The organism is Micromonospora sp. B006, from assembly GCF_003408515.1.
Lineage (GTDB): Bacteria > Actinomycetota > Actinomycetes > Mycobacteriales > Micromonosporaceae > Micromonospora > Micromonospora echinospora_A.
Window position 1 is genome coordinate 2737942 of the sequence record NZ_CP030865.1, and the last position, 21811, is coordinate 2759752.

The 21811-nt window shown below is 73.9% G+C and carries 23 protein-coding genes; 13 read left to right on the top strand and 10 right to left on the bottom strand.

Annotated elements, in window-relative coordinates:
* Nucleotides 1-69: 69 nt before the first annotated feature.
* From MicB006_RS13080 to MicB006_RS13110, 7 genes are all read right to left on the bottom strand, one after another.
* Nucleotides 70-1341 carry an ABC transporter substrate-binding protein gene (locus MicB006_RS13080; RefSeq protein ID WP_116506336.1) on the bottom strand — a complete coding sequence of 424 codons (1272 nt, stop codon included), beginning with the start codon at nt 1339-1341 and terminating at the stop codon, nt 70-72.
* Between the two features lie 52 nt (nt 1342-1393).
* Nucleotides 1394-2539, bottom strand: a complete 1146-nt coding sequence (locus tag MicB006_RS13085; protein WP_116506338.1) for a branched-chain amino acid ABC transporter permease — start codon at nt 2537-2539, stop codon at nt 1394-1396.
* Nucleotides 2536-3414, bottom strand: a complete 879-nt coding sequence (locus MicB006_RS13090) for a branched-chain amino acid ABC transporter permease (RefSeq protein ID WP_116506340.1) — start codon at nt 3412-3414, stop codon at nt 2536-2538. The genes MicB006_RS13085 and MicB006_RS13090 overlap by 4 nt, the downstream gene beginning before the upstream one ends.
* A gap of 13 nt (nt 3415-3427) precedes the next feature.
* A complete protein-coding gene (locus MicB006_RS13095; RefSeq protein WP_116506342.1) occupies nt 3428-4144 on the bottom strand; it encodes an ABC transporter ATP-binding protein in 717 nt (238 codons plus the stop codon).
* Nucleotides 4141-4953, bottom strand: a complete 813-nt coding sequence (locus tag MicB006_RS13100; RefSeq protein WP_116506344.1) for an ABC transporter ATP-binding protein — start codon at nt 4951-4953, stop codon at nt 4141-4143. The genes MicB006_RS13095 and MicB006_RS13100 overlap by 4 nt, the downstream gene beginning before the upstream one ends.
* A 138-nt stretch (nt 4954-5091) precedes the next feature.
* Nucleotides 5092-6297: an RNA polymerase sigma factor gene (locus MicB006_RS13105; protein WP_116506345.1), complete on the bottom strand. Its 1206-nt coding sequence runs from the start codon at nt 6295-6297 to the stop codon at nt 5092-5094.
* Nucleotides 6294-6644, bottom strand: a complete 351-nt coding sequence (locus tag MicB006_RS13110) for a YciI family protein (protein WP_013286726.1) — start codon at nt 6642-6644, stop codon at nt 6294-6296. The genes MicB006_RS13105 and MicB006_RS13110 overlap by 4 nt, the downstream gene beginning before the upstream one ends.
* A 90-nt stretch (nt 6645-6734) precedes the next feature.
* Between MicB006_RS13110 and MicB006_RS13115 the strand changes: the two genes are divergently transcribed.
* From MicB006_RS13115 to MicB006_RS13145, 7 genes are all read left to right on the top strand, one after another.
* Nucleotides 6735-8093 carry an NAD(P)/FAD-dependent oxidoreductase gene (locus MicB006_RS13115; protein WP_225980724.1) on the top strand — a complete coding sequence of 453 codons (1359 nt, stop codon included), beginning with the start codon at nt 6735-6737 and terminating at the stop codon, nt 8091-8093.
* A gap of 126 nt (nt 8094-8219) precedes the next feature.
* Complete coding sequence (locus tag MicB006_RS13120) at nt 8220-8966, top strand: lysozyme (protein ID WP_116506349.1); 747 nt, start codon at nt 8220-8222, stop codon at nt 8964-8966.
* A gap of 71 nt (nt 8967-9037) precedes the next feature.
* Nucleotides 9038-9712, top strand: a complete 675-nt coding sequence (locus MicB006_RS13125; RefSeq protein ID WP_116506351.1) for a peptidoglycan recognition family protein — start codon at nt 9038-9040, stop codon at nt 9710-9712.
* Nucleotides 9713-9802: 90 nt separating this feature from the next.
* Nucleotides 9803-10165 (top strand): helix-turn-helix transcriptional regulator, encoded by a 363-nt coding sequence (locus tag MicB006_RS13130; RefSeq protein WP_116506353.1) that lies wholly within the window; start codon nt 9803-9805, stop codon nt 10163-10165.
* Nucleotides 10162-10803: an SRPBCC family protein gene (locus MicB006_RS13135; RefSeq protein WP_116506355.1), complete on the top strand. Its 642-nt coding sequence runs from the start codon at nt 10162-10164 to the stop codon at nt 10801-10803. The genes MicB006_RS13130 and MicB006_RS13135 overlap by 4 nt, the downstream gene beginning before the upstream one ends.
* 721 nt (nt 10804-11524) lie before the next feature.
* On the top strand, nt 11525-12085 hold the full coding sequence (locus MicB006_RS13140; RefSeq protein ID WP_225980725.1) for an NADAR family protein: 561 nt from the start codon (nt 11525-11527) through the stop codon (nt 12083-12085).
* A 40-nt stretch (nt 12086-12125) separates the two neighbouring features.
* On the top strand, nt 12126-12635 hold the full coding sequence (locus MicB006_RS13145; RefSeq protein ID WP_116506359.1) for an NUDIX domain-containing protein: 510 nt from the start codon (nt 12126-12128) through the stop codon (nt 12633-12635).
* Nucleotides 12636-12720: 85 nt separating this feature from the next.
* Here the strand turns inward: MicB006_RS13145 and MicB006_RS13150 are convergent, their stop codons facing one another.
* Entirely contained in the window at nt 12721-13887 is a 1167-nt protein-coding gene (locus MicB006_RS13150) for an LLM class flavin-dependent oxidoreductase (RefSeq protein ID WP_116506361.1), read from the bottom strand.
* 142 nt (nt 13888-14029) lie between these two features.
* Between MicB006_RS13150 and MicB006_RS13155 the strand changes: the two genes are divergently transcribed.
* The 6 genes from MicB006_RS13155 to MicB006_RS13180 all read left to right on the top strand — a co-directional run bounded on the left by MicB006_RS13155 (nt 14030) and on the right by MicB006_RS13180 (nt 19958).
* Nucleotides 14030-15001: a sulfonate ABC transporter substrate-binding protein gene (locus MicB006_RS13155; protein WP_116506363.1), complete on the top strand. Its 972-nt coding sequence runs from the start codon at nt 14030-14032 to the stop codon at nt 14999-15001.
* Nucleotides 14998-15834 (top strand): ABC transporter permease, encoded by an 837-nt coding sequence (locus MicB006_RS13160; RefSeq protein WP_116506364.1) that lies wholly within the window; start codon nt 14998-15000, stop codon nt 15832-15834. The genes MicB006_RS13155 and MicB006_RS13160 overlap by 4 nt, the downstream gene beginning before the upstream one ends.
* Entirely contained in the window at nt 15807-16532 is a 726-nt protein-coding gene (locus tag MicB006_RS13165; protein ID WP_116506366.1) for an ABC transporter ATP-binding protein, read from the top strand. Before MicB006_RS13160 ends, MicB006_RS13165 begins: the two co-directional genes overlap by 28 nt.
* A 16-nt stretch (nt 16533-16548) precedes the next feature.
* On the top strand, nt 16549-17955 hold the full coding sequence (locus MicB006_RS13170) for a selenium-binding protein SBP56-related protein (RefSeq protein WP_116506368.1): 1407 nt from the start codon (nt 16549-16551) through the stop codon (nt 17953-17955).
* Nucleotides 17952-18590, top strand: coding sequence for a hypothetical protein (locus MicB006_RS13175; protein ID WP_116506370.1), 639 nt, complete (start codon nt 17952-17954; stop codon nt 18588-18590). The genes MicB006_RS13170 and MicB006_RS13175 overlap by 4 nt, the downstream gene beginning before the upstream one ends.
* Before the next feature lie 84 nt (nt 18591-18674).
* Nucleotides 18675-19958 carry a sulfite oxidase gene (locus tag MicB006_RS13180; protein ID WP_116506372.1) on the top strand — a complete coding sequence of 428 codons (1284 nt, stop codon included), beginning with the start codon at nt 18675-18677 and terminating at the stop codon, nt 19956-19958.
* A 7-nt stretch (nt 19959-19965) separates the two neighbouring features.
* Here MicB006_RS13180 and MicB006_RS13185 read toward each other — a convergent pair whose 3' ends face one another.
* Both MicB006_RS13185 and MicB006_RS13190 read right to left on the bottom strand, forming a co-directional pair.
* On the bottom strand, nt 19966-20508 hold the full coding sequence (locus MicB006_RS13185; protein ID WP_116506373.1) for an RNA 2'-phosphotransferase: 543 nt from the start codon (nt 20506-20508) through the stop codon (nt 19966-19968).
* Nucleotides 20509-20751: 243 nt separating this feature from the next.
* Complete coding sequence (locus MicB006_RS13190) at nt 20752-21801, bottom strand: aldo/keto reductase (protein ID WP_116506374.1); 1050 nt, start codon at nt 21799-21801, stop codon at nt 20752-20754.
* Nucleotides 21802-21811 lie beyond the last annotated feature (10 nt).

A 21811-nucleotide genomic window follows, 5' to 3' on the forward strand; every position in this document is an offset into this window, starting at 1 on the left:
TACCGGCGGCCACTCTACGGTCGTGCCGCCGGGCAGCAGGCACCCGGCTGCCCGGCGGCACGAGCGAGGTCAGGGGGTCGGTACGGCGTCCGCCGGCGGTGCGGTCGGCGGCTCGGTGAACTCGGTGACCGCGCCGTCACCGTCGTCGGTGGTGTACGCGGGACCGAAGTACGCCTGCGCGCCGTTGCTCACCTTGGTCAGCCGCACGCCGCCGTAGCCGGCGTGCACGCCGTCGGCGTACCGGAACGGAACCAGGCCGGGCCCGCGGAAGCCGCCCTTGCGCACGGCCTCGATCAGCTTCTCCCGGGTGGGGTCGGGCCCGGCGGCGAGCATCGCCTGGACGAACGTGTACGCCATCGAGTAGCCGTAGATCGCGTTGCCGTCGACCGGGTTGCCGGCGTTGTACTTCTGGTGGATCTTGGTGAACTCCTGGATCCACGGGTTCGCGGTGTCGCTCACGTTCGGCAGGTAGTTGTCGGCCACCATGCCCTCGAGGATCACCTTCTTGTCGCCGAGCTGGGCGGCCAGCGTGGTGTAATCGGCGCCCACGTTGGAGACCACCCACTGCGCCTTGAAGCCCTGCCCGGCGGCCTGGCCCATGGCGAGCGCGGTGAAGCCCGGGATGGTCGCCGAGATGACCACCTGGCAGCCGGCCGCACGCAGCGCCCCGATCGCCGGGCCGACCTGCTGGTTGGTGCTGGTGTACGTCTGCTTCGCCGCGACCGGGCCGAGGACCTGCTCCACCCCGGCGAGCGAGTCCCGCCCGAAGTCGTCGTTCTGCCCGAAGTGGCAGACCTTAGCGCCGGGGAACTCGCGCTTGACGTAGCTGGCCAGGATCTTGCCCTCGACCGTGTAGTCGGGCTGCCAGCCGAACGTCGTCGGGTACTTGTCCGGCTGGTTCCAGTTGCGGCTGCCGGAGGCGACGAACAGGTCCGGCACCCGCTGCGTCTTGACGAACTCCAGAACGTTCGTGTGCGTCGGCGTGCCGAGGCCGCCGAGCAGCGCGAAGACCTTGTCGTCGAGCACCAGCTTGCGGACCACGTTCTCGGTGTTGGCCGGGTTGTAGCCGTCGTCCATGACCTTGTAGACGATCTTCCGGCCGTGCACGCCGCCCTTGCTGTTGACGTGCTCGAAGTACGCCTTGGTGGCGGCGGAGATCTTCGAGTAGCCGGGCGCGGCCGGTCCGGTGAGTGGTTGATGGGTGCCGATGACGACCTCGGAGTCGCTGACGCCGGGAACGTTCTCGGCGGCCTGCTTCTCGTCGTCGGCGCAAGCCGGCAACGCGGCCAGCAGGGCCAGGCCGGCGGCGGCCGCGAGAACGCGGCGGGTGGTGGTGCGCATGGTTCTCCATTCCGGTGCGACGGTGCGAACGGTGTGGGTGGAACCGGTGAGGTCAGCGGTCCGGCGACCGGCGGGGGGCGGGACGACGGCGGACGGCCCTGCGCAGGCGGGTGGTGAGGGCACGCACCCCGCCCTGCAGGCCGCCCGGGGCGGCGAGCATGACGACGATGAGGACCAGGCCGAACACGGCGAGCGCGAGGTTGCCCTCCAGCCGCTGGGCCAGCCCGGCGGACAGGCTGAGGTGCTCGGTGAGCAGGCCGGGCAGGTCCTGCAGCGCCACCAGCAGCAGCGCTCCCCAGACCGCGCCGGCCAGGCTGCCCAGCCCGCCGATCACGATCGCCATGAGCAGGAACAGCGACAGGTCCAGCGGGAACTTGCCGGCCGCGACGGTGGCGGTGAGCATGGCGTACACGCCGCCGCCGAGGCCGGCGCACGCGGCGCTGACGACGAACGCCAGCACCTGCGTGCGGGCCACCGGGATACCGGCGAGCCGGGCCGCGACCTCGTCGTCGCGGACCGCCCGCAGCGACCGGCCGAAGCGGCTGCGCACCAGGTTGGCCAGCAGCAGCATGGTGAGCAGGGCGGCGGCCAGCGCGATCCAGGCCAGCCAGCGCTCGGGCTGGAAGTAGGCGCCGAGCGCGGCCGGTGGCGTCTGCGCCGGGAACGACAGCCCCTGTTCGCCGTTGAACACGCCGGTGAAGATCGTGGTGACCGCCGGGACGAGCGTCGCCACGGCGAGCGTCACACCGGCCAGATAGGGGCCGCGCAGCCGGGCCGCCGCCAGCCCGACGACGAGCCCGCCCAGCGCGGTCACCGCGACCCCCGCGAGCAGCGACGCCGGCAGCGTCCACCACCCGCGTACGGCCCGCTCGTCGAGGGCCTGCTGGGTCAGCGCCACGGTGTACGCGCCGGTGGCCATCAGCGCGCCGTGCCCGAGGGAGAGCTGGCCGTTGAGCCCGACCAGCACGGTGTGCCCGGCGGTGACGCAGAGGAACGCGCAGACGCGGGCCACCTGGAGGTTCTGGTACGGCGCGAGCTGGTTGGTGACCAGCACGACGAGCGTGCCGACGAACACGGCCACGGCGAGGTGGCGCAACAGCGTGGAGCCGCGCGGCTCGCGTCCGGCCGGCGCGCCCGGGAGCAGCCGGCGCAGCGGGGACGCCGGCGCGGGCGCGGTCTCGGTGGGGGTGGTCGTCACACGTGCCTCGCTCTCGCCGCGGAGAAGAGCCCGCCGGGGCGGACCAGCAGGACAGCCAGCAGCAGCACCAGGACGGCCAGCGGGGTGGTGTCCGGTCCCAGGTAGCCGGTGACGTAGGACAGGATCAGCCCGACCAGCAGGCCGCCGACGACGGCGCCGACCGGGCTGTCCAGGCCGCCGACCACGGCGGCGGTGAACGCGATCACGAAGACCAGGTCCATGGCGTGCGAGTGCAGGCCGAGTCCGGTGGGGACGACGAGCATCCCGGCCAGCGCGCCGACAGCGGCGGCGAGCGCCCAGCCCAGTGTGAGCATCCGGCCGACGCTGACGCCGAGCAGCCGGGACACCTCGGGGGCGAACGCGGCGGCCCGCATCCGCAGCCCGACCGGGGTACGGGTGAACAGCACCGCGAGCAGCGCCACCACAGTGAGCGCCGCGCCGAGCACCCAGAGGTCGTACGGGGACAGCGCGGCCACCCCGCCGATGGTGAGCGCGTCGGTGTCGAACGGCGCCGGGGCGGGCCGGTACTCGTTGCCGAAGATCATGCCGAGCACCGCCTGGATGACGAGCACCAGCCCGAGCGCGACGATCACCTGGTTGAGCGGGCCGCCGGGGCCGGCGAACCGCATCAGCACCCGCTCCACCAGCGCGCCCAGGGCCAGTCCGGACAGGATCGCGGCGGCCAGGCCCAGCCAGTACGAGCCGGTGGCGGAGACGACCGCGTAGCCGACGTAGGCGGTGGCCACCGCCATCGCGCCCTGGGCGAAGTTGACCACCCGGGCGGCCCGCCAGATGAGCACCAGCGCGAGCGCGAACGCCGCGTAGACCGCCCCGCCGGCGAGCCCGTCGAAGGTGAGGAACCAGAACCGCTCCATCCGCGACCCCTTCCTAGAATCCGAGGTACGCGTGCCGGAGCTGGTCGTCGTCGCGCAGCCGGGCGGCCGGCGCGGCGGTCACCACACGTCCGAGCGACATGACGATGCCCTGGTCGGCGACGGAGAGCGCGCTGCGCACGTTCTGCTCGACCAGCAGCACGGTGAGCCCCTGTTCGTCGCGCAGCCGCCGCAGCAGCGCCATGATCTGCGCGGTGACCTTGGGCGCCAGCCCGAGCGACGGCTCGTCGAGCAGCAGCAGCCGGGGCCGGGCGATCAGCGCGCGGCCGATCGCGAGCATCTGCCGTTCGCCGCCGGAGAGCTGGTGTCCGGCGTGGTCGCGGCGGCGGGCCAGCGCCGGGAACAGCTCGTACACCTCGTCCTGCGCGCGCCGGGCGTCGACCCGGTCGCGCCGCCACAGCCCGCCCAGGCGCAGGTTCTCCGCCACTGTCAGCTCGGTCACCACGCCGCGCCCCTCCGGCACGTGCGCCAGTCCGCGCCGGACCAGGTGTTCCACCCGGACGCCGCGCAGGTCCTCCCCCGCGTACCGGATCCGGCCGCTGGTGGGCCGCAGCAGACCCGAGAGGGTACGCAGCAGCGTGGTCTTCCCGGCGCCGTTGGCGCCGAGCACGGCGGTGACGGTGCCGGCCGGGACGGTGAGCGCGACGTCGCGCAGCACCGGCACCGGGCCGTAGCCGCAGCTGAGCGCCTCCACCTCCAGCACGGCGGTCACGACGCGCTCCCCTCGGCGGGCACCTCGGCGCCCAGGTACGCCTCGGTGACCCTTGGGTCGTCGCGGATGCTCTCCGGGGACCCGGCGGCGATCACCTTGCCGAAGTCGAGCACCACGAGGTCGTGGCAGACGGACATGACCAGGTCCATGTGGTGCTCGACGAGCAGCACGGCGCAGCCGTCCTCCCGGTCCGGCAACGCGCGGACCAGGTCGGCCAGCTCGGCCACGTCGTCGGCGCCGAGCCCGCCGGCCGGCTCGTCGAGCAGCAGCAGCCGGGGGCGGGCGATCAGCGCGCGGGCCAGCGCGACCCGCTTGCGTACCGCGTAGGGCAGGGTGCCCGGCGGGGCGTCGGCATACTTGTCGATGCCCAGCTCGGCGAGCAGGTCCAGAGCCCGGGCGCGCAGCCGCCGCTCGTCGCGGCCGCTGCGCGGCAGGCCGAACAGCGCGGCGGCGAATCCGGCCCGTGCGGTGTGGCTCGCGCCGGCCACCACGTTCTCCAGCACGGTCAGCCCGCCGAACAGTCCGACGCCCTGGAGCGTGCGGGCGATGCCGAGCCGGGTGAGGGCGTGCGGGCGGGGCCGGAACGGCCGGCCGTCGAGGGTGAGCGAGCCCTCGGTCGGGCGGACGAAGCCACAGACCACGTTGAACAGCGTGGTCTTGCCGGCGCCGTTGGGCCCGATCACGCCGACGACCCGGCCGGGCGGTACGCGCAGCGAGACGTCGTCGAGGGCGACCAGGCCGCCGAAGCGTACGCCGACGTGGTGCAGCGTCAGGCCCTGATCGTCGGCGGGGGTGGCCGGTGGGCTCATCGTCACCTCGTGCCGGTCGACGGAGCGGGAAAACTAATTACACCGGGAGTGTACTTTTCTCTGCCGCCGCGTCAATGCCCAGACGATCACGGTTCATTTCCCGGGTTAACCGGCCTCCAACGTGCACCGTCGGTGTGATCATCCCGCCATCCGGTCGCGGGCACGGCGCAGGAACGTCTGCTCCGCAGCGTTGCCGGTGCCGGCGATCGCCGCGTCGTACGCGACCCGGGCCTGCGCCGGACGATCGAGGCGGCGCAGCAGGTCGGCCCGGATCGCGTGCCACACGTGGTATCCGGTCAGGTCCAGCCGGTCCACTTCGGCCAGCGCGGCAGCCGGTCCGCGTACCTCGGCCAGCGCGACCGCCCGGTTCAGCGCCACCACCGGTCCGGGCGTGACGGCCGCCAGCCGGTCGTAGAGCGCGAGGATCTGCCGCCAGTCGGTGGCCGCGGCGGTGGGCGCGTCCGCGTGCACCGCGCCGATCGCGGCCTGGATCTGGTACGGGCCGGGCCGGTCCCGCCGCAGGCACCGGCGGACCAGATCCTGGCCCTCGGCGATCAGCTCCCGGTCCCACCGGCCACGGTCCTGCTCGGACAGCGACACCGGCGCCCCGTCCGGCCCGGTCCGGGCGTCCCGGCGCGCCTCGGTGAGCAGCATCAGCGCGAGCAGGCCGAGCGCCTCCGGCTCGTCCGGCATCAGCGTCACCAGCAGCCGGCCCAGCCGGATCGCCTCGGCGCCCAGCTCGGCGCGGCCCAGCCGCTCCCCCACGCTGGCCGTGTGCCCCTCGTTGAAGATCAGATAGACCACCGCGAGCACCCCGCGCAGCCGGTCCGGCAGGTCGGCGTCGCGCGGCACCCGGTACGGGATACCGGCGTCACGGATCTTCGCCTTGGCCCGGACCAGACGCTGCGCCATGGTCCGCTCCGGCACCAGGAAGGCGCGCGCGATCTCGGCGGTGCTCAGGCCGCCGAGCAGGCGCAGCGTCAACGCCACCCGGGCGGGCGCGGCGAGCGCGGGGTGGCAGCAGGTGAAGATCAGGCGCAGGCGGTCGTCGGGCACGGGCCCCTCCTCGGCGGGCGGGTCGGCGGCGTGCAGCAGGGCGGCCTCGGCGTGCCGGGCGGCCCGGGTGGCCTCGCGGCGCAACCTGTCGATCGCCCGGTTCCGGGCGGTGGTGATGATCCAGCCGGCCGGGCTGGGCGGCGGCCCGTCGGCGGCCCAGCGCGAGACGGCGATCGTGAACGCCTCCTGGACCGCCTCCTCGGCGAGGTCGATGTCGCCGAGGAGACGGACCAGGACGGCTACCGCGCGGCCGTACTCGGCCCGGAAGACCCGTTCGAGTTCGGTCATCCCTCGCCCTGGAACGGGCGGACCTCGATCGGCAGCGTGGTGGCCAGCGCGTAGCGGCGGCCCCAGTCCAGCGCGGCGTCCAGGTCGGGCGCCCGGATGATGGTGACGCCGCCCAGGTACTCCTTGCCCTCGGCGAACGGCCCGTCGGTGACCAGCACCTCGTCACCGGCCGGGCGCAGCACGGTGGCGGTCTGCGGGTCGTGCAGGCCGTTGCCGAACACCCAGCACCCGGCCTCCCGCAGATCCCGGCCGATGGCCTCGACCTCACGCATCACCCCGGCCAGGAACTCCGGGTCCGGGCGGCCCTCGCCGGCAGGCTGGTACATGCTGATCAGGTACTGCTTCATCGGTTTCTCCTCACCGCCGTCGGACGGCCCCGCGCCGTCCCTTCACCCTCCACACGAACGACTGACGCCGGTTTCGACACGCCGGGCCGGGTGAATCCGGCCGGGAGCGGGGTACGCCGTCGCGTGCGCCGCCACCGGGTCGTCGTCGTGGGCGCCGGGTTCTCCGGTCTGGCCTGCGCGCTCGCGCTGGACGCGGCCGGCGCCGAGGTGCGGGTGCTGGAGGCGCGGAACCGGGTGGGCGGCCGGACGCTCAGCCGCCCGCTGCCCGGCGGCGGCTGGCTCGATCTGGGCGCGCAGTGGATCGGCCCCACCCAGGACCGAATGTACGCGCTCGTCGCCGCGTACGGCCTGACCACGTTCCCCTCCCCCGCGCACGGCGCGCCGACGCTGCTGCTCGGCGGGCGCCCGGCCACCGGCGAGCCGCCGGGACTGTCCGGGCTGCTGGGCACGCTGGACGAGATGGCGGCCGGTGTCGACCCGGCCGCGCCGTGGCGGGCCGAGGGGGCGGCGCGGTGGGACCGGATCACGTTCGGCGGCTGGCTCGACGCGAGCGCTGCCGGCCCGGTCACCGCCGGGTACGCCGGCCGGATGCTCGCCGGTGGCCTGCTGGCCGCCTCGCCGGACGAGGTCTCGCTGCTGCACATGCTGTTCTACCCGCGCAGCGGCGGCGGCACCCGGCCGCTGCTGCGCATGGCAGGCGGCGCCCAGCAGGACCGGATCGCCGGTGGCCCGGCCGCGCTGGCCGAGCGGATGGCCGCCGCGCTGCCTCCCGGGAGCCTGCGCCTGCGCGCCCCGGTGGACGGCGTCGCGCAGGACGACGGCGGCGTGCGGGTGCGCTCCGGCGACGAGACGCACCACGGCGACGCGGTGGTGGTCGCGCTGGCGCCGACGCTGGCCGGGCGCATCCGGTACGACCCGCCGCTGTCGCCGCTGCGCGACGGGCTGCCCCAGCGGATGCCGATGGGCGCGGCGTTCAAGGTCCACGCGCTCTATCCGACGCCGTTCTGGCGGGCCGACGGCCGCTCCGGGGTGTCCAGCACGGACACCGGACCGCTGACCGAGACGGTGGACAACTCGCTGCCGGACGCGCCGGGCGGGGTCCTCACCGCGTTCAGCTACGGCGCGCAGGCCCGGGCGCTGCGCCGGCTGCCGGCGGACGCGCGCCGGGACGCGCTGCGCGACGCGCTCGCCGCGATCTTCGGCCCGGCCGCCGCGCGCCCCGACGACCTCGTCGAGTACGACTGGTCGGCAGACGAGTGGACGCGCGGCTGCTTCTGCGGCGTGCTGCCGCCCGGCGCGTGGCGCGACCACGGCCCGGAGTTGCGGACGCCGGCCGGGCGGGTGCACTGGGCCGGAACCGAGACCGCGACCCGGTGGAGCGGCTACCTGGAGGGCGCGGTGACCGCCGGCGAGCGCGCCGCCGCCGAGGCGCTCGCCCAGCTCGGCTGAGCGCCCTATCCAACGAGATTCTTCGATGCGTTCTATTGAAAAGGCTCTCCGCCCTGTGCACTAATGACGACAGTTCCTTTCGTCATACTCCCGCCGCCGGAGCGCGGCAACCCCCAGGGAGGACAGATGCACGAATCGATCCGATCGGCGCTGCGCGCGGCCGGAGCCGCGCTGCTCGCCACCGTCACCGTCGCCGCCGCGACCCTGTCCGGGACGGCCCCCGCCTCCGCCGCCCCGGCCGGACTGCCCGGCATGGACGTCTCCAGCCACCAGGGCAATGTGAACTGGTCCGGGGCGTGGGCCAACGGCGCCCGGTTCGCGTACGTCAAGGCCACCGAGGGCACCTACTACACCAACCCGTACTTCGCCCAGCAGTACAACGGCTCCTACGACGTCGGGATGATCCGCGGCTCGTACCACTTCGCCCGCCCCGACACCACCAGCGGCGCCGTCCAGGCCAACTACTTCGTCGACCACGGCGGCGGCTGGTCCAAGGACGGGCGGACGCTGCCCGGCGCGCTGGACATCGAGTACAACCCGTACGGCGCGACCTGCTACGGGCTGAGCCAGGCGTCGATGCGCAGCTGGATCGCCTCGTTCGTCAACCAGTACTACGCCCGCACCGGCCGGTGGGCCACCATCTACACCACCACCGACTGGTGGAGCACCTGCACCGGCAACACCTCGCAGTTCGCCGCCAACAACCCACTGTGGATCGCCCGCTACTCCAGCAGCGTCGGCACGCTGCCGGCGGGCTGGGGCACGTACTCGTTCTGGCAGTGGTCCTCCTCCGGTGTCTTCCCCGGCGACCAGAACGTCTGGAACGGCTCGCTCGACCGGCTGCGCGTCCTGGCCTGCAACGGACCCTGCTGACCCCGGCCCGGGCGTGGCGGGCGGTGCCGGTCCCGCCACGCCCGGCCGTCCCTCTCTCCCGAGGAGCTGCGATGTCTGTTCCTGTCCCCCGGCGGGCCGTGCTGCGTGGCGCGGTCCTGCTCGGCGCCGCCGCCGGCGTCGGCGCGCTGACCCAGATCGGCTCCGGCCCCGACGCGCGGGCCGCCGCCACCCGTGTCGACCAGCCGACCATCGCCAACTGCGCGACCTGGGGCGCCCGCCCGCCCTCGTCGCCGGTGAGCGTGGTGACCAGCCGACCCAACAAGATCATCGTGCACCACACAGCGTTTCCGAACACGACCGACTACAGCCTCGCCCAGGCGTACCGCAACTCGCGCGACATCCAGAACCTGCACATGGACAGCAACGGCTGGCTCGACTCCGGGCAGCACTTCACCAACAGCCGGGGCGGCTACCTGACCGAGGGCCGGCACGGCAGCCTCTACGCGCTGCTGCACGGCCAGACCATGGTGCAGGGCGCGCACTGCGTCGGGCAGAACAGCCAGGCCATCGGCATCGAGAACGACGGCATCTACGTGGACGTGCAGCCGCCCCAGGCGCTCTGGAACAGCCTCGTGACGTTCTGCGCGTTCACCTGCCAGCAGTACGGCATCGCGCCCACCGAGATCTACGGGCACAAGGACTTCAACAACACGCAGTGCCCGGGCCTGCTGCACGACCGCCTGCCGGAGCTGCGCCGTACCGTCGCCGCTCGTCTCGGCGGCTGACCACGGGGGTACGCGGGGCGCCCGGGTGCGACGGGCGTCCCGCGTACGTCAGCGCTGGCTTATATAAGCCCACTCTGATACAAAGGCGTTGTGCACGCCTTCGACGTCCTCGGCGACCCGGTCCGCCGCCGCATCCTGGAGCTGCTCGCCGACGGTGAGCAACCCGCCGGGGCGCTCGGCGACACCGTGCGGCGCGAGTTCGGCATCAGCCAGCCCGCCGTCTCGCAGCACCTCAAGGTGTTGCGCGAACACGGCTTCACCACCGTGCGCGCCGAGGGCACCCGCCGGCTCTACGCCGTGGACCCCGGCCCGCTGCGCGAGATCGACGCGTGGCTGGCCGGGTTCCGCCGCTTCTGGACGCCGCCGCTGGCCGCGCTCGCCACCGAGCTGGCCAGGGGCCGCCGCGAACGACGGCTGCGCGCAGACGACACCGACGAGAGGACCGAACCGTGATCGACGTGACCGGACAGATCAGCGCCGTCGAGCGCCGCATCGGCGACCGTACGCTTCCCGCCGGGCAGGCGCGGGTGCTCACCATCGCCCAGACGTACGACGCGCCGCTGGCCGACGTCTTCGACGCCTGCACCAACCCGGAGCGGATACCCCGCTGGTTCCTGCCCGTCTCCGGCGACCTGAGCCTCGGCGGCCGCTACCAGCTGGAGGGCAACGCCGCCGGCACTGTCGAACGCTGCGACCCGCCGCACGGCTTCGCCGCCACCTGGGAGTTCGGCGGCGAGGTGAGCTGGATCGAGGTGCGGCTGCGCGAGGCGGGCCCGGGGCGTACCCGATTCGAGCTGGAACACGTCGCGCACGTCGACGACCAGCGGTGGGCCGAGTACGGCCCGGGCGCGGTCGGTATCGGCTGGGACCTGGCGCTGGTCGGGCTGGCCTCCCACTTCGCGACCGACGGCACGGGCGTCGACCCGGCCGCCGCGGCCGAGTGGATGGCCTCGGACGAGGGCCGCAGTTTCGTCACCGAGTCCAGCAGGAGCTGGACAGAGGCAAGCATCGAGGCCGGCACCCCCGCCGACGAGGCACACGCGGCGGGCGAGCGCGTCACCGCGTTCTACACAGGCGCCCCCACCCCGTAACCCTCCGCCCCCCGCCCCCGCCCTCGCCTCGCCGATCTTGCAGTTCGGGCCCTTGCGGCGCCCGTTTTCACCTGGATTGCGGGGCACCAAAGTGCAAGATCGGCGAGGCTGCGGGGACGGGGTGGACAGTTGATGTCGTCCGGTGAGCGAGGGCTGTTCGGGGTCTCGTGGGTCCGGCCGCTGACGTCGGCGGCCTCGCGGTCGACACCGGCCACGTCCCGCTGGCCAAGCACGCTCGCCCCGCTCCGCCATGCGCGGCCCGGCGCGGCGTCCCGGTGGCGATCGTCAACCAGGGCGTCACCCGCGGCGGGTACGCGACGTGATCGCCCCGCTCCGCCGTGCTCGGCTCGGCACCCTGCCGCGTTCGCGCCCCGTAACACGCTTGCCCCGGTCGCCCCGGCGGATCTCGCCGGGCGCTTGGAGATCTTGGTAGGAAACGGCCCTCATAGGGGCCACTTCCTACCAAGATCTCTCTGCGTCTCCGAATGTAGGACGCGCTTCCCTCAATGTAGGAAGGCCGCGCCTCGCATGGCGGGCAGGAGGCGGGCTCCGGACGAATGCGGCGATGAGCGACGAGCGTGGCGAGGCGGTCAAGGCCGGTGTGCGGAGGGCGCCTGGGATGGAGTCGACTCACGAAGGCGTCCACAAGGGTCGCGCGGTGGTGCGTTGTCGCGGGGAAAGTGGCGGTGGGATGTCGGTGGGGTGGGGCAGACTGCGGGGCATGCCGATCCGTTCCGTCGCCGACCTGACCGCCGCCGTCGACGCCGGTCAGACGTTTAAGTACCTGCACTTCTGGGGGCACCGGCCACAACGCGACGGCAGTGTCGGCGCGGGTTGCCTGAGCCAGTGGTGGCCGGCGGCGTTCACGGTGGACGGCCGCGAGTTCGCCACCGCCGAGCACTGGATGATGTGGCACAAGGCCACGCTCTTCGGTGACCACGCGGTCGCCGAGCGGGTGCTGGCCGCCGGGCATCCGCACCGGGCCAAGGCGCTCGGCCGGCAGGTGCGCGACTTCGACGAGGCGACCTGGGTGGCCCGCCGCTACGAGATCGTGGTGGCCGGCAGCGTGGCCAAGTTCTCCCAGCACGAGACGTTGCGACGGTTCCTGCTCGGCACCGGCGACCGGGTGCTTGTCGAGGCCAGCCCGACGGACCGGGTCTGGGGCATCGGCCTGACCGCCGCCGATCCGCGCGCCGCCGACCCGGAGACCTGGCGGGGCGACAACCTGCTCGGGTTCGCCCTGATGGAGGCGCGCGCCCAGCTCGCCGCCCCAAGGGGGTGACGCCCGAATCGGGCCCGGGATGCGGGTAACGTGCTGCGGCGTGACGCCGTACTCGCACTGCTCCTTCTGCGGCGCGGCCTACCCGGCGGGCGCCGGGTGGCCGCGGGTCTGCTCCTCGTGCGGCGAGACGGTGTGGCGCAACCCGCTGCCGGTCGCGGTGGCGGTGCTGCCGGTCCGCACGCCGCAGGGGCTCGGCGTGGTCGTCGTACGTCGCGACATCGAACCGGCCCGCGGACTGCTGGCCCTCCCGGGTGGCTTCATCGAGTACGGCGAGGAGTGGTCCGAGGCGCTCGTGCGGGAACTGCGCGAGGAGACCGGGCTGCTGGCCGAGGCCGGCGAGGCGCGGCTGTTCGCGGTGCACGGCGCTCCGGCGGGCGGCACCATCATGGTCTTCGGGGTGCTGCCCGAGCGGGCGATCGGTGACCTGCCGCCGTCGGCGCCGACGGAGGAGGCCACCGAGTGGCTGGTGCTCACCGATCCGGTCGAGCTGGCCTTCTCCACGCACACCCGGGTGCTCGCCGACTTCCTCGCCGGGCAACGCCCGCTCTGACCGGACCGAGCACGGCTGACCGAACCGAGCACGGCAGTGGCCGCCGGCACCACACCACACAGCGGCGGCCACGAAGCCGCGACGGTCAGCCGCGGGCCGGAACCGGCTGGGGTGAGAACGGCACGGCGGCCGGCACCTCGGTCTCCGGCTCGCCGGCCGGGTGCCGCCACAGCCCGCGCCGCCGCAGGATCGGCAGTACGCCCTCGCCGAACCAGTACGCCTCCTCCAGGTGCGGGTGACCGGAGAGGATGAACTCGTCCAGGCCGAGCGCGTGGTACTCAGCGATCCGGTCGGCGACCTCGGTGTGACTGCCGACCAGCGCGGTGCCCGCGCCGCCGCGTACCAGGCCGAATCCGGCCCACAGGTTCGGCGAGACCTCCAGCCCGTCGCGGGAGCCGCCGTGCAGGTCGAGCATCCGCCGCTGCCCCTCGGACTCGCTGCGCCGCAGCCCTTCCTGCACCGCCCGCACGTCGGCCTCGGGGATGCCGTCGAGCAGCTTGCGCGCCTGGGCCCACGCCTCCTCGGCGGTGTCCCGGCTGATCACGTGCAGCCGGATGCCGTACCGCAGCTCGCGGCCGGCCTCGGCGGCGAGCCCACGGATCCAGTCCAGCTTGCCGGCCACCTGGGCGGGCGGTTCGCCCCAGGTCAGGTACACGTCGCTGTGCCGGACGGCCACCGGCCCGGCCGCGCCGGACGACCCGCCGAAGTAGACAGGCGGCACCGGGTCGGGCACCCGGCTGAGCCGGGCGCCCTCGACCCGTACGTGGGCGCCGTCGTGGTCGACCGTCTCACCGCGCCACAGCGCGCGCACCACGTGCAGGAACTCGTCGGTACGCGCGTAGCGGGCGTCCTTGTCCAGGAAGTCGCCGTACGCGCGCTGCTCGGCGGATTCGCCGCCGGTAACCACGTTGAGCAGCAGCCGGCCGCCGGACAGGCGCTGGAACGTGCCGGCCATCTGCGCGGCGAGGGTGGGTGAGAGCAGGCCGGGCCGGAACGCGACGAGAAACTTCAGCCGCTCGGTGACCTCGGTGAGCATGGCGGTGGTCAGCCAGGCGTCCTCGCACCACGCGCCGGTGGGGGTGAGCGCGCCGACGAAGCCGAGCTGCTCGGCGGTGCGGGCGATCTGCCCCAGATACGCCACGCTGGCCGGTCGCGCACCGCCGGCGGTGCCGACCGGTACGCCGTGACCGCCGCCCACGATGTCCCGGCTGTCGCCGTAGGTCGGCAGGAACCAGTGGAAGGTGAGCGACATGGTGTGCCTCCGGTGCGCTGTCGGACGGCCGCCTCCTGAGTGGTGGGACGACCACGCCGACACACTACCCATAAAACCTATCGGGTTGGTAGGTTGCTGTCGCCCGTCGATGCCGGGCTCTTCCCCTCCCCGAGGAGTCGCCATGCGTACCCCCAGATCGCGCCGCCGCCCGGTGGCCGCGCTGCTCACCACCCTCGCGCTGCTCGCCGCGACGGCGCTGACGGCCTGCGGCGGCGAGGCGGCCGACGCCAGCAGCGGTGGCGACGGCCCGCTGCGGATCGGCTACCAGCGCTTCGGCGGGCTCAGCCTGGTCAAGGCGCGCGGCGACGCGAAGAACGTCACCTGGTCGCTGTTCGAGAGCGGCCCGGCCCTGACCGAGGCGCTCAAGGCCGGCTCGATCGACATCGGCCAGGTCGGCGAGGCCCCGCCGGTGTTCGCCGCCGCCGGGAAGATCCCGTTCTCGGTGGTCGGCACGTCCCAGCCGATCCCGCAGGGCGAGGCGGTTCTGGTCAAGGCGGACAGCCCGTATCGTGGATTCGCCGACCTGCGTGGGAAGACTGTCGCGCTGAACAAGGGCTCCAACGTGCACTGGCTGCTGGTGAAGCTGCTGGAGGCCAACAGGATGACGCTCGCCGACATCAAGGTGAAGTACCTCAAGCCCGCCGAGGGGCGGCCCGCGTTCGACAACGGGCAGGTCGACGCGTGGATCATCTGGGATCCCTACTTCGCGCTGGCCGAGCAGCCGGGCGTACGGGTGCTGGCCGACGCCACCGGCCTGGCCGGCAACCGCGAGTACGTGCTGGCCGCGCCGGACGCGGTGAAGAACCGCACCGCCGACGTGCAGGCGTTCCTGAACACGTACCGGCAGACCACGGACTGGGGCATCGCCCACCCGACCGAGCGGGCCGCCATCCTCGCCCCGGAGCTGAAGATCCCGCTCGACGTGACCACCCGGGCGCTGGCCAGAAGCGCCAAGCCGCTCGCCCCGGTCACCCCGGAGATCGGCGCCGAGTTGCAGGCCATCGCGGACAGCTTCGTGGAGCTGAAGCTGGTGCCCGGACCGGTCGACATCGCCGGGCGGGTGGACGGCCGGTTCAACGAGGCGTTCCAGTGAGCGGTCCGGCGCTGGCCGAGGCGACAGCGCCTGTCGTACCCGATCTGGCGACGCCGCGGCGGTCGCGGGCCCGCGTCTCGCGGCGGTGGCGGCGCGCGGTGAGCCCGGTCGTGCTGGTGCTCGGCTGGGAGGTCGCCGCGCGCACCGGCCTGCTCGCCGCGGAGAAGCTGCCCGCGCCCAGCGCGGTGCTGGCGACCGGGTGGCGGCTGGCGCGCGACGGCACGCTCGGCGTGCACCTGCTCGACTCGCTCACCCGCGCCGCGCTCGGCCTGCTCATCGGCGGCGGCCTGGCGCTGGTGCTCGGCGCGGCGGCCGGGCTGCTGCGCCTCGGTGACGACCTGGTCGACCCGCCGGTGCAGATGGCCCGGATGCTGCCGCACCTGGGCCTGGTCCCGCTGCTGATCATCTGGGTCGGCATCGGCGAGTCGCTGAAGGTCACGCTGGTCGCGCTCGGCGCGTTCTTCCCGATCTACTTCAACACGTACGCCGGGATCCGCGACATCGACGAACGCCTCGTGGAGGCGGCGCGCACCTGCGGTCTGGGCCTGGCGGCCCGGCTGCGGCACGTGGTGCTGCCCGGCGCGCTGCCGGCGCTGTTCCTCGGGTTGCGGCTGGCCATCGGCGCGGCCTGGCTCGGCCTGGTCGTCGGCGAGCAGGTGAACGCGCAGACCGGCGTCGGCTTCCTGATGATGGAGGCGCGCGAGTTCAGCCAGACCGACGTGGTGGTGCTCGGCCTGCTCATCTACGCGCTGCTGGGGCTGGCCTCCGACCTGCTCATCCGGTACGCGGAGAGGAGGACGCTGGCATGGCGACGCGGACTGCGGGCGACCTGACCGGGCCGGTGCTCACCGCACGCGCGGTGACCCGGTCCTTCGGCCCGGCGGTGGTGCTGTCCGGGGTGGATCTGACCATCGCCGCCGGGGAGACGGTGGCGCTGCTGGGCGGCAGCGGATCCGGCAAGAGCACGCTGCTGCGCGTGCTCGCCGGGCTCGACGGCGACGCGGGCGGCGAGCACGCGGTGCACGGCACCGCCGCGGTGGTGTTCCAGGAGCACCGGCTGCTGCCGTGGAAGCGGGTGGCAGACAACGTGGCGCTCGGCCTGGCCGGGCCGGACGTGAGCGACCGGGTCGGCCGCGCGCTGGCCGAGGTCGGGCTCGCCGACCGGGGCCGGGCCTGGCCGGCCGAGCTGTCCGGCGGGCAGGCGCAGCGGGTCGCGGTGGCCCGCGCGCTGGTCCGCGAACCGGACCTGCTGCTGCTGGACGAGCCGTTCGGCGCACTCGACGCGCTGACCCGGCTGCGCATGCAGGGGCTGCTGCGGCGGCTGCGCGCCCAGCACGGCTTCGCCGCGCTGCTCGTCACCCACGACGTGGAGGAGGCGCTGCTGCTGGCCGACCGCGTCCTGCTCCTCGACGACGGCGTGATCGCCGAGGAGGTGACAGTCGGCCTCGGACCGGCACCGAGCCCCGACGACCCGGCCCTCGGCGCGCTGCGCCGCCACCTGCTCGACCGTCTCGGCGTACCCGCCGGCTGACCGCGAGGGAGAACCGATGACCCGCTGGACCCCCGACCCGACCTTCTACCCCTCCCCCACGCTCGCCGCCGCCGCGCCGGCCGAGAAGCTCGCGTACGTCGCCGCGTTCGACCGCGCCGGCCAGCGCCCCGACGCCATCGCGGTGCTCGACACCGACCCGGACTCCGACTCGTACGGCCGGGTGGTGGGCTGGACCGAACTGCCGAACACCGGCGACGAGCTGCACCACTTCGGCTGGAACGCGTGCAGCAGCGCGCTCTGCCCGACCGCGCCGCACCCGCACGTGGAACGCCGCTACCTGATCGTGCCGGGCCTGCGCTCGTCCCGGATCCACGTGCTCGACACCAAACCCGACCCGCGCCGGCCGAACCTGGTGAAGGTGATCGAGGCGAAGGACCTGGGCGAGCGCGCCGGGTACTCCCGCCCGCACACCGTGCACTGCGGGCCGGACGGCATCTACGTCTCCGCGCTCGGCGGCGCGGACGGGCAGGAGGGACCCGGCGGCATCGCCGTGCTCGACCACACCACCTTCGAGGTACGCGGCGCGTGGGAGGCCGACCGGGGACCGCAGTTCCTGGCGTACGACTTCTGGTGGCACTACACCCAGGACGTGCTGGTCACCAGCGAGTGGGGCACGCCGTCGATGATCGAGGACGGCATCGTCGGCGAGCTGCTACTGGGCCGTAAATACGGCCACGCGATCCACTTCTGGGACCTGGCGAAGCGCCGGCACGTGCAGCGCGTCGACCTCGGCGACCAGTACCAGATGCCGCTGGAGCTGCGCCCCGCGCACGACCCGACGAAGTCGTACGGTTTCGTCGGCGTGGTGATCAGCGTCGAGGACCTGTCCGCCTCGATCTGGCTGTGGCACCGCGACGGCGACACCTGGGCGGTCACCAAGGTGATCGACATCCCGGCCGAGCCGGCCGACCCGGCCGACCTGCCGGACCTGCTCAAGCCGTTCGGGGCGGTGCCACCGCTGGTCACCGACATCGACCTGTCCGTGGACGACAGGTTCCTGCACGTCTCCTGCTGGGGCACCGGCGAACTGATCCGCTACGACGTCAGCGACCCGTTCCACCCGGTACGCGTCGGCTCGGTGCGCCTCGGCGGCATCGTCAACCGCACGCCGCACCCGGCGTACCCGGACGAGCCGCTGGCCGGCGGCCCGCAGATGGTCGAGATCAGCCGCGACGGCCGACGCGTCTACGTCAGCAACTCGCTCTACGGCGCCTGGGACGACCAGTTCTACCCCGACGGGGTGGGCGCCTGGGTGGCGAAGCTGGACGTCGACCCGGAGAGCGGCGGCCTCGTGCCGGACCCGCGGTTCTTCCCGCGCGGGGACGAGTTCCGCGGCCTGCGCGTGCACCAGACCCGGTTGCAGGGCGGCGACGCGTCGTCCGACTCGTACTGCTTCCCGTGACCGGCGCGACCTGGGCGGCGCTGGCCGGCCTCGGCGCGTTCCACGGCCTGAACCCGGCGATGGGCTGGCTGTTCGCGGTGGCCCGGGGCCTGCAGGAGCGCCGCCGGGCCGCGCTCCTGCAGGCCCTGCCGCCGATCGCCGCCGGGCACCTGGCGTCGGTGGCTGTGGTCGCCGCGCTGGTCAGCGCCACCCGGTCGGTGACGGCGAGCACCGTGGTCGCAGTGGCCGGCGGGGTGCTGCTCGTCGGTTTCGGGCTGTGGCGGCTGCTGTCCGACAGGCACTTCCGGTGGGCCGGGATGCGGCTGTCGGCCGCGCAGCTCACCGCCTGGTCGTTCCTGATGTCGGCAGCGCACGGCGCGGGCCTGATGCTGCTGCCGGTGCTGCTCGCCGAGCCGGCGGTCGGCGCCGGCCCGCACGCCGGGCACCTCGCCGCCGCGCCGGCCGGCGCGCTCACCGGCCTGTTCGCCGCGGCCGTGCACACCGCCGCCATGCTCGGCGTCGCGCTGGCCGTGGCCCTGCTGGTGTACGAGGTGCTCGGCGTCGGTGTGCTGCGCCGGGCCTGGTTCAACGTCGACCGGCTGTGGGCCGGTGTGCTCGTGGCGGCCGGTGTGGTGACGCTGCTCGGCGCGGCGTGACATTGTCGCCGACCTGCGATGGATCGACGGGAACTCCTACTGGTTCAATAGGAAAGGCAGCGTCGCCCACCCCGGAGGTCAGCCGTGAGTCAGTACCCGTCCCCCGCCGAAGCCGTCCACGACGCCGACCGGAGCCGGCAGTGGCTCGCCGGGCAGGCCCACGGACCGGGCGTCGACCGCGACCGGCTGCTGGAGGTGGGCGCGGCGATGGCCGCGGTGACCGCCGCCGCCGCGGAGCGCGAGCCGGTAGCGGTGGCGTCCGCGCCGGTCGGCGTCGACCCCGGCGCGCCGATCGTCAAGCCGCTGCCGCCGGAGCTGCTGCGCCCGCTGGACACCAACGCCGAGATGCGCTGGCCGTCGATGGCCGGCCAGGGGTACGTGGTCCCCATCGACCGCTTCTTCGTCCGCAACCACACGGTCACGCCGCACCTGGACGCGGCCACCTGGCGGCTGCGCCTGTTCGGCGACGGCCTGCGCGGTGCGCCCACCCGGGACAACCCGGTCGAGTTCGACCTCGACGAGCTGCGCCGGCTGCCCGCCGAGGAACACGCGGCGCTGCTGGAGTGCGCCGGCAACGGGCGGCGCTACTTCGCCGAGCAGCAGGACGACCCCGCCCCGGGCGTGGCGTGGGGGCTGGGCAGCGTCGGCGTGGCCCGCTGGCGGGGCGTGCGGCTCGGCACCGTGCTGCGCCTGGCGGGGCTGCGCGACGAGGCGGTCGACGTGATGCCCGAGGGCCTCGACCCGGACTACGTCAGCGGCGGGGTCAACCTCGGCCGGGTACGCCGCCCGATGCCGGTCGCCAAGGCGCTCGACGACGTGCTGCTGGCGTACGAGATGAACGGCGAGCCGCTCCCAGCCGACCACGGCTTCCCGGTGCGGCTCGTGGTGCCCGGCTGGGTCGGCATCGCCTCGATCAAGTGGGTGGGCGCGATCGAGGTCTCCACCACCCCGCTGTTCTCGCCGTGGAACACGCAGTTCTACCGCATGTTCGGCCCCGGCCACCCCGCCGACGGCACCGCGCTCACCGCCCAGCCCGTGCGCAGCGCGTTCGAGCTGCCCTGGGACGCCCGGGTGCCGGCCGGCCAGGAGGTGCTGCTGACCGGCCGTTCCTGGTCCGGCAACGGCCCGATCGCGCACGTCGAGGTGGACACCGGCGACGGGTGGCGCCCGGCCGACCTGATCGAGGCGGACCGAGGTGGCGCCTGGCAGCGCTGGACCGTCCGCTGGCACCCGCCCGCCGCCGGCCGGCACGTCCTGCGGGCCCGCGCCACCGACTGCACCGGCGCCGTCCAGCCCGACCGGGCCGCCGTGAACGACCTCGCGTACCTCTTCGACGCCGTGGTGGCCCACCCGGTCACCGCCTGCTGACCGCCGCTCAGGTGGCGCCGAGGTAGGCCGGCGGCACGCTGTCGGTGAGCCACACCCCGTTCGCCGAACGGTAGAACAGGTGACCGGCAGCGGCCATCGCCGCCGCGTCCACGGTCAGCACCACCACCGCGCCGCCCCGGCGCGCGCCGACGCGCCGGGCCGTCGCCACATCCTGTGACAGGTGTACGTGGTGCCGCCCGCCCCGGCGCAGCCCTTGCGCCCGGATCGCGTCCAGCACGGCCTCGCCGGTGCCGTGGAACAGCCGGGGCGGCGGCGCGGCCGGGGTCAGGCCGAGGTCGACCGGAACAGAGTGCCCCTGGTTGGCGCGGATCCGGTCGGCCCCGTCCGGACCGGTCTCCACCGCGAAGCGCTGCTTGTCGTTGCCCTCGACCACGGCGTCCAGTTGGGCGCGGCTGATCCCCAGCCCGGCGAGCACGTCGGCGACCGGTACCCAGCCGGCCCGGTCGAGTCGCAACCCGAACGCGTCGGGCCGGTGGCGCAACGCCAGCGACAGGCGCTTGCTCACCCGAACAAGATCGCGATGTTCCACCCGCCCAGTGTGATTCCGCAACCGTCCCCTGTCGACGCAGTTCCCCACCCGCGCTCCCCTCGCCCCTCCCGCCTCGCCTCGCCTCGCCTCGCCTCGCCTCGTCGATCTTGCGGTTTCGGCCCCTCGGGTGCCCGGTTTACGGTCTTTTGCCGGGGCAGAAACCCCATGATCGGCGAGATGGAGGGCTGAGGGCGGGCGGGACGGGCGGGCGGGACGGGCTGGCGGGCGGGAGGAGCGAGGGGGTCAGGCTGCGGCTCGGGCTGGGAGGGGGCGGCGGCGGTGGGACGGGTCGGTCAGCGTGGGCGGGGACCAGGCGCCGTCGGGCTGGTAGAGGTTCGTGCCGGGCGGGACGATCTCGTCGATGCGGTCCAGCACCGCGTCGTCGAGCGTCAGCTCCGCCCCGGCGAGCAGCGCGTCCAACTGGTCCATCGTGCGCGGTCCGATGATGGTCGACGTGACGGCCGGGTGCACGGCGGTGAACGCCACGGCGAGCTGCGGCAGCGTGCAGCCCACTTCGTCGGCGAGCGCGACCAGTTGCTCGACGGCGGCGTACTTGGCGGTGTTGCCCGGCAGCGCCGGGTCGAACCGGGCCGGGGTGAGCGCCGGGCGCCCGGCGCCGAGGTCGACGGGCCGGCCCTGCCGGTACCGGCCGGACAGGAACCCGGAGGCCAGCGGACTCCACACCAGCACGCCCATCCGGTAGCGGCGGCAGACCGGCAGCACCGACGTCTCGATGCCGCGCGCCAGGATCGAGTACGGCGGCTGCTCGGTGCGGAAGCGGCCCAGCGCACGCCGCTCGGCGACGTGGTGCGCCTCCACGATCTCCTCGGCCGGGAAGGTCGAGCAGCCGAACGCGCGAATCTTCCCGGCCCGGACCAGGTCGGTCAGCGCCCCGAGCGTCTCCTCGACGTCGGTCGTGTGGTCGGGGCGGTGCACCTGGTAGAGGTCGATCCAGTCGGTGCCCAGCCGGCGCAGGCTGTCCTCCACCGCCCGGACGATCCAGCGTCGCGAGTTGCCGCCCCGATTGGGCCCCTCCCCCATCGGGAAGTGCACCTTCGTGGCGAGCACCACGTCGTCGCGCCGGCCGCGCAGGGCCTTGCCGACGATCTCCTCGGACTCGCCGGCCGAGTACATGTCGGCGGTGTCCACGAAGTTGATCCCGCGATCGACTGCCGCGTGGACGATCCGGGCGCAGTCGTCGTGGTCGGGGTTGCCGACCGCGCCGAACATCATGGTGCCGAGGCAGTGGACGCTGACCTCGATGCCGGTGCCGCCGAGGACGCGATAGCGCATGTGAACTCCC

Bases quoted from the DNA above. Each gene is read 5' to 3' on its own strand.
- MicB006_RS13080 (WP_116506336.1), bottom strand. From the start codon at position 1,341: ATGCGCACCACCACCCGCCGCGTTCTCGCGGCCGCCGCCGGCCTGGCC.
- MicB006_RS13090 (WP_116506340.1), bottom strand. From the start codon at position 3,414: ATGGAGCGGTTCTGGTTCCTCACCTTCGACGGGCTCGCCGGCGGGGCG.
- MicB006_RS13100 (WP_116506344.1), bottom strand. From the start codon at position 4,953: ATGAGCCCACCGGCCACCCCCGCCGACGATCAGGGCCTGACGCTGCAC.
- MicB006_RS13105 (WP_116506345.1), bottom strand. From the start codon at position 6,297: ATGACCGAACTCGAACGGGTCTTCCGGGCCGAGTACGGCCGCGCGGTA.
- MicB006_RS13110 (WP_013286726.1), bottom strand. From the start codon at position 6,644: ATGAAGCAGTACCTGATCAGCATGTACCAGCCTGCCGGCGAGGGCCGC.
- MicB006_RS13120 (WP_116506349.1), top strand. From the start codon at position 8,220: ATGCACGAATCGATCCGATCGGCGCTGCGCGCGGCCGGAGCCGCGCTG.
- MicB006_RS13125 (WP_116506351.1), top strand. From the start codon at position 9,038: ATGTCTGTTCCTGTCCCCCGGCGGGCCGTGCTGCGTGGCGCGGTCCTG.
- MicB006_RS13140 (WP_225980725.1), top strand. From the start codon at position 11,525: ATGCCGATCCGTTCCGTCGCCGACCTGACCGCCGCCGTCGACGCCGGT.
- MicB006_RS13150 (WP_116506361.1), bottom strand. From the start codon at position 13,887: ATGTCGCTCACCTTCCACTGGTTCCTGCCGACCTACGGCGACAGCCGG.
- MicB006_RS13155 (WP_116506363.1), top strand. From the start codon at position 14,030: ATGCGTACCCCCAGATCGCGCCGCCGCCCGGTGGCCGCGCTGCTCACC.
- MicB006_RS13165 (WP_116506366.1), top strand. From the start codon at position 15,807: ATGGCGACGCGGACTGCGGGCGACCTGACCGGGCCGGTGCTCACCGCA.
- MicB006_RS13170 (WP_116506368.1), top strand. From the start codon at position 16,549: ATGACCCGCTGGACCCCCGACCCGACCTTCTACCCCTCCCCCACGCTC.
- MicB006_RS13190 (WP_116506374.1), bottom strand. From the start codon at position 21,801: ATGCGCTATCGCGTCCTCGGCGGCACCGGCATCGAGGTCAGCGTCCAC.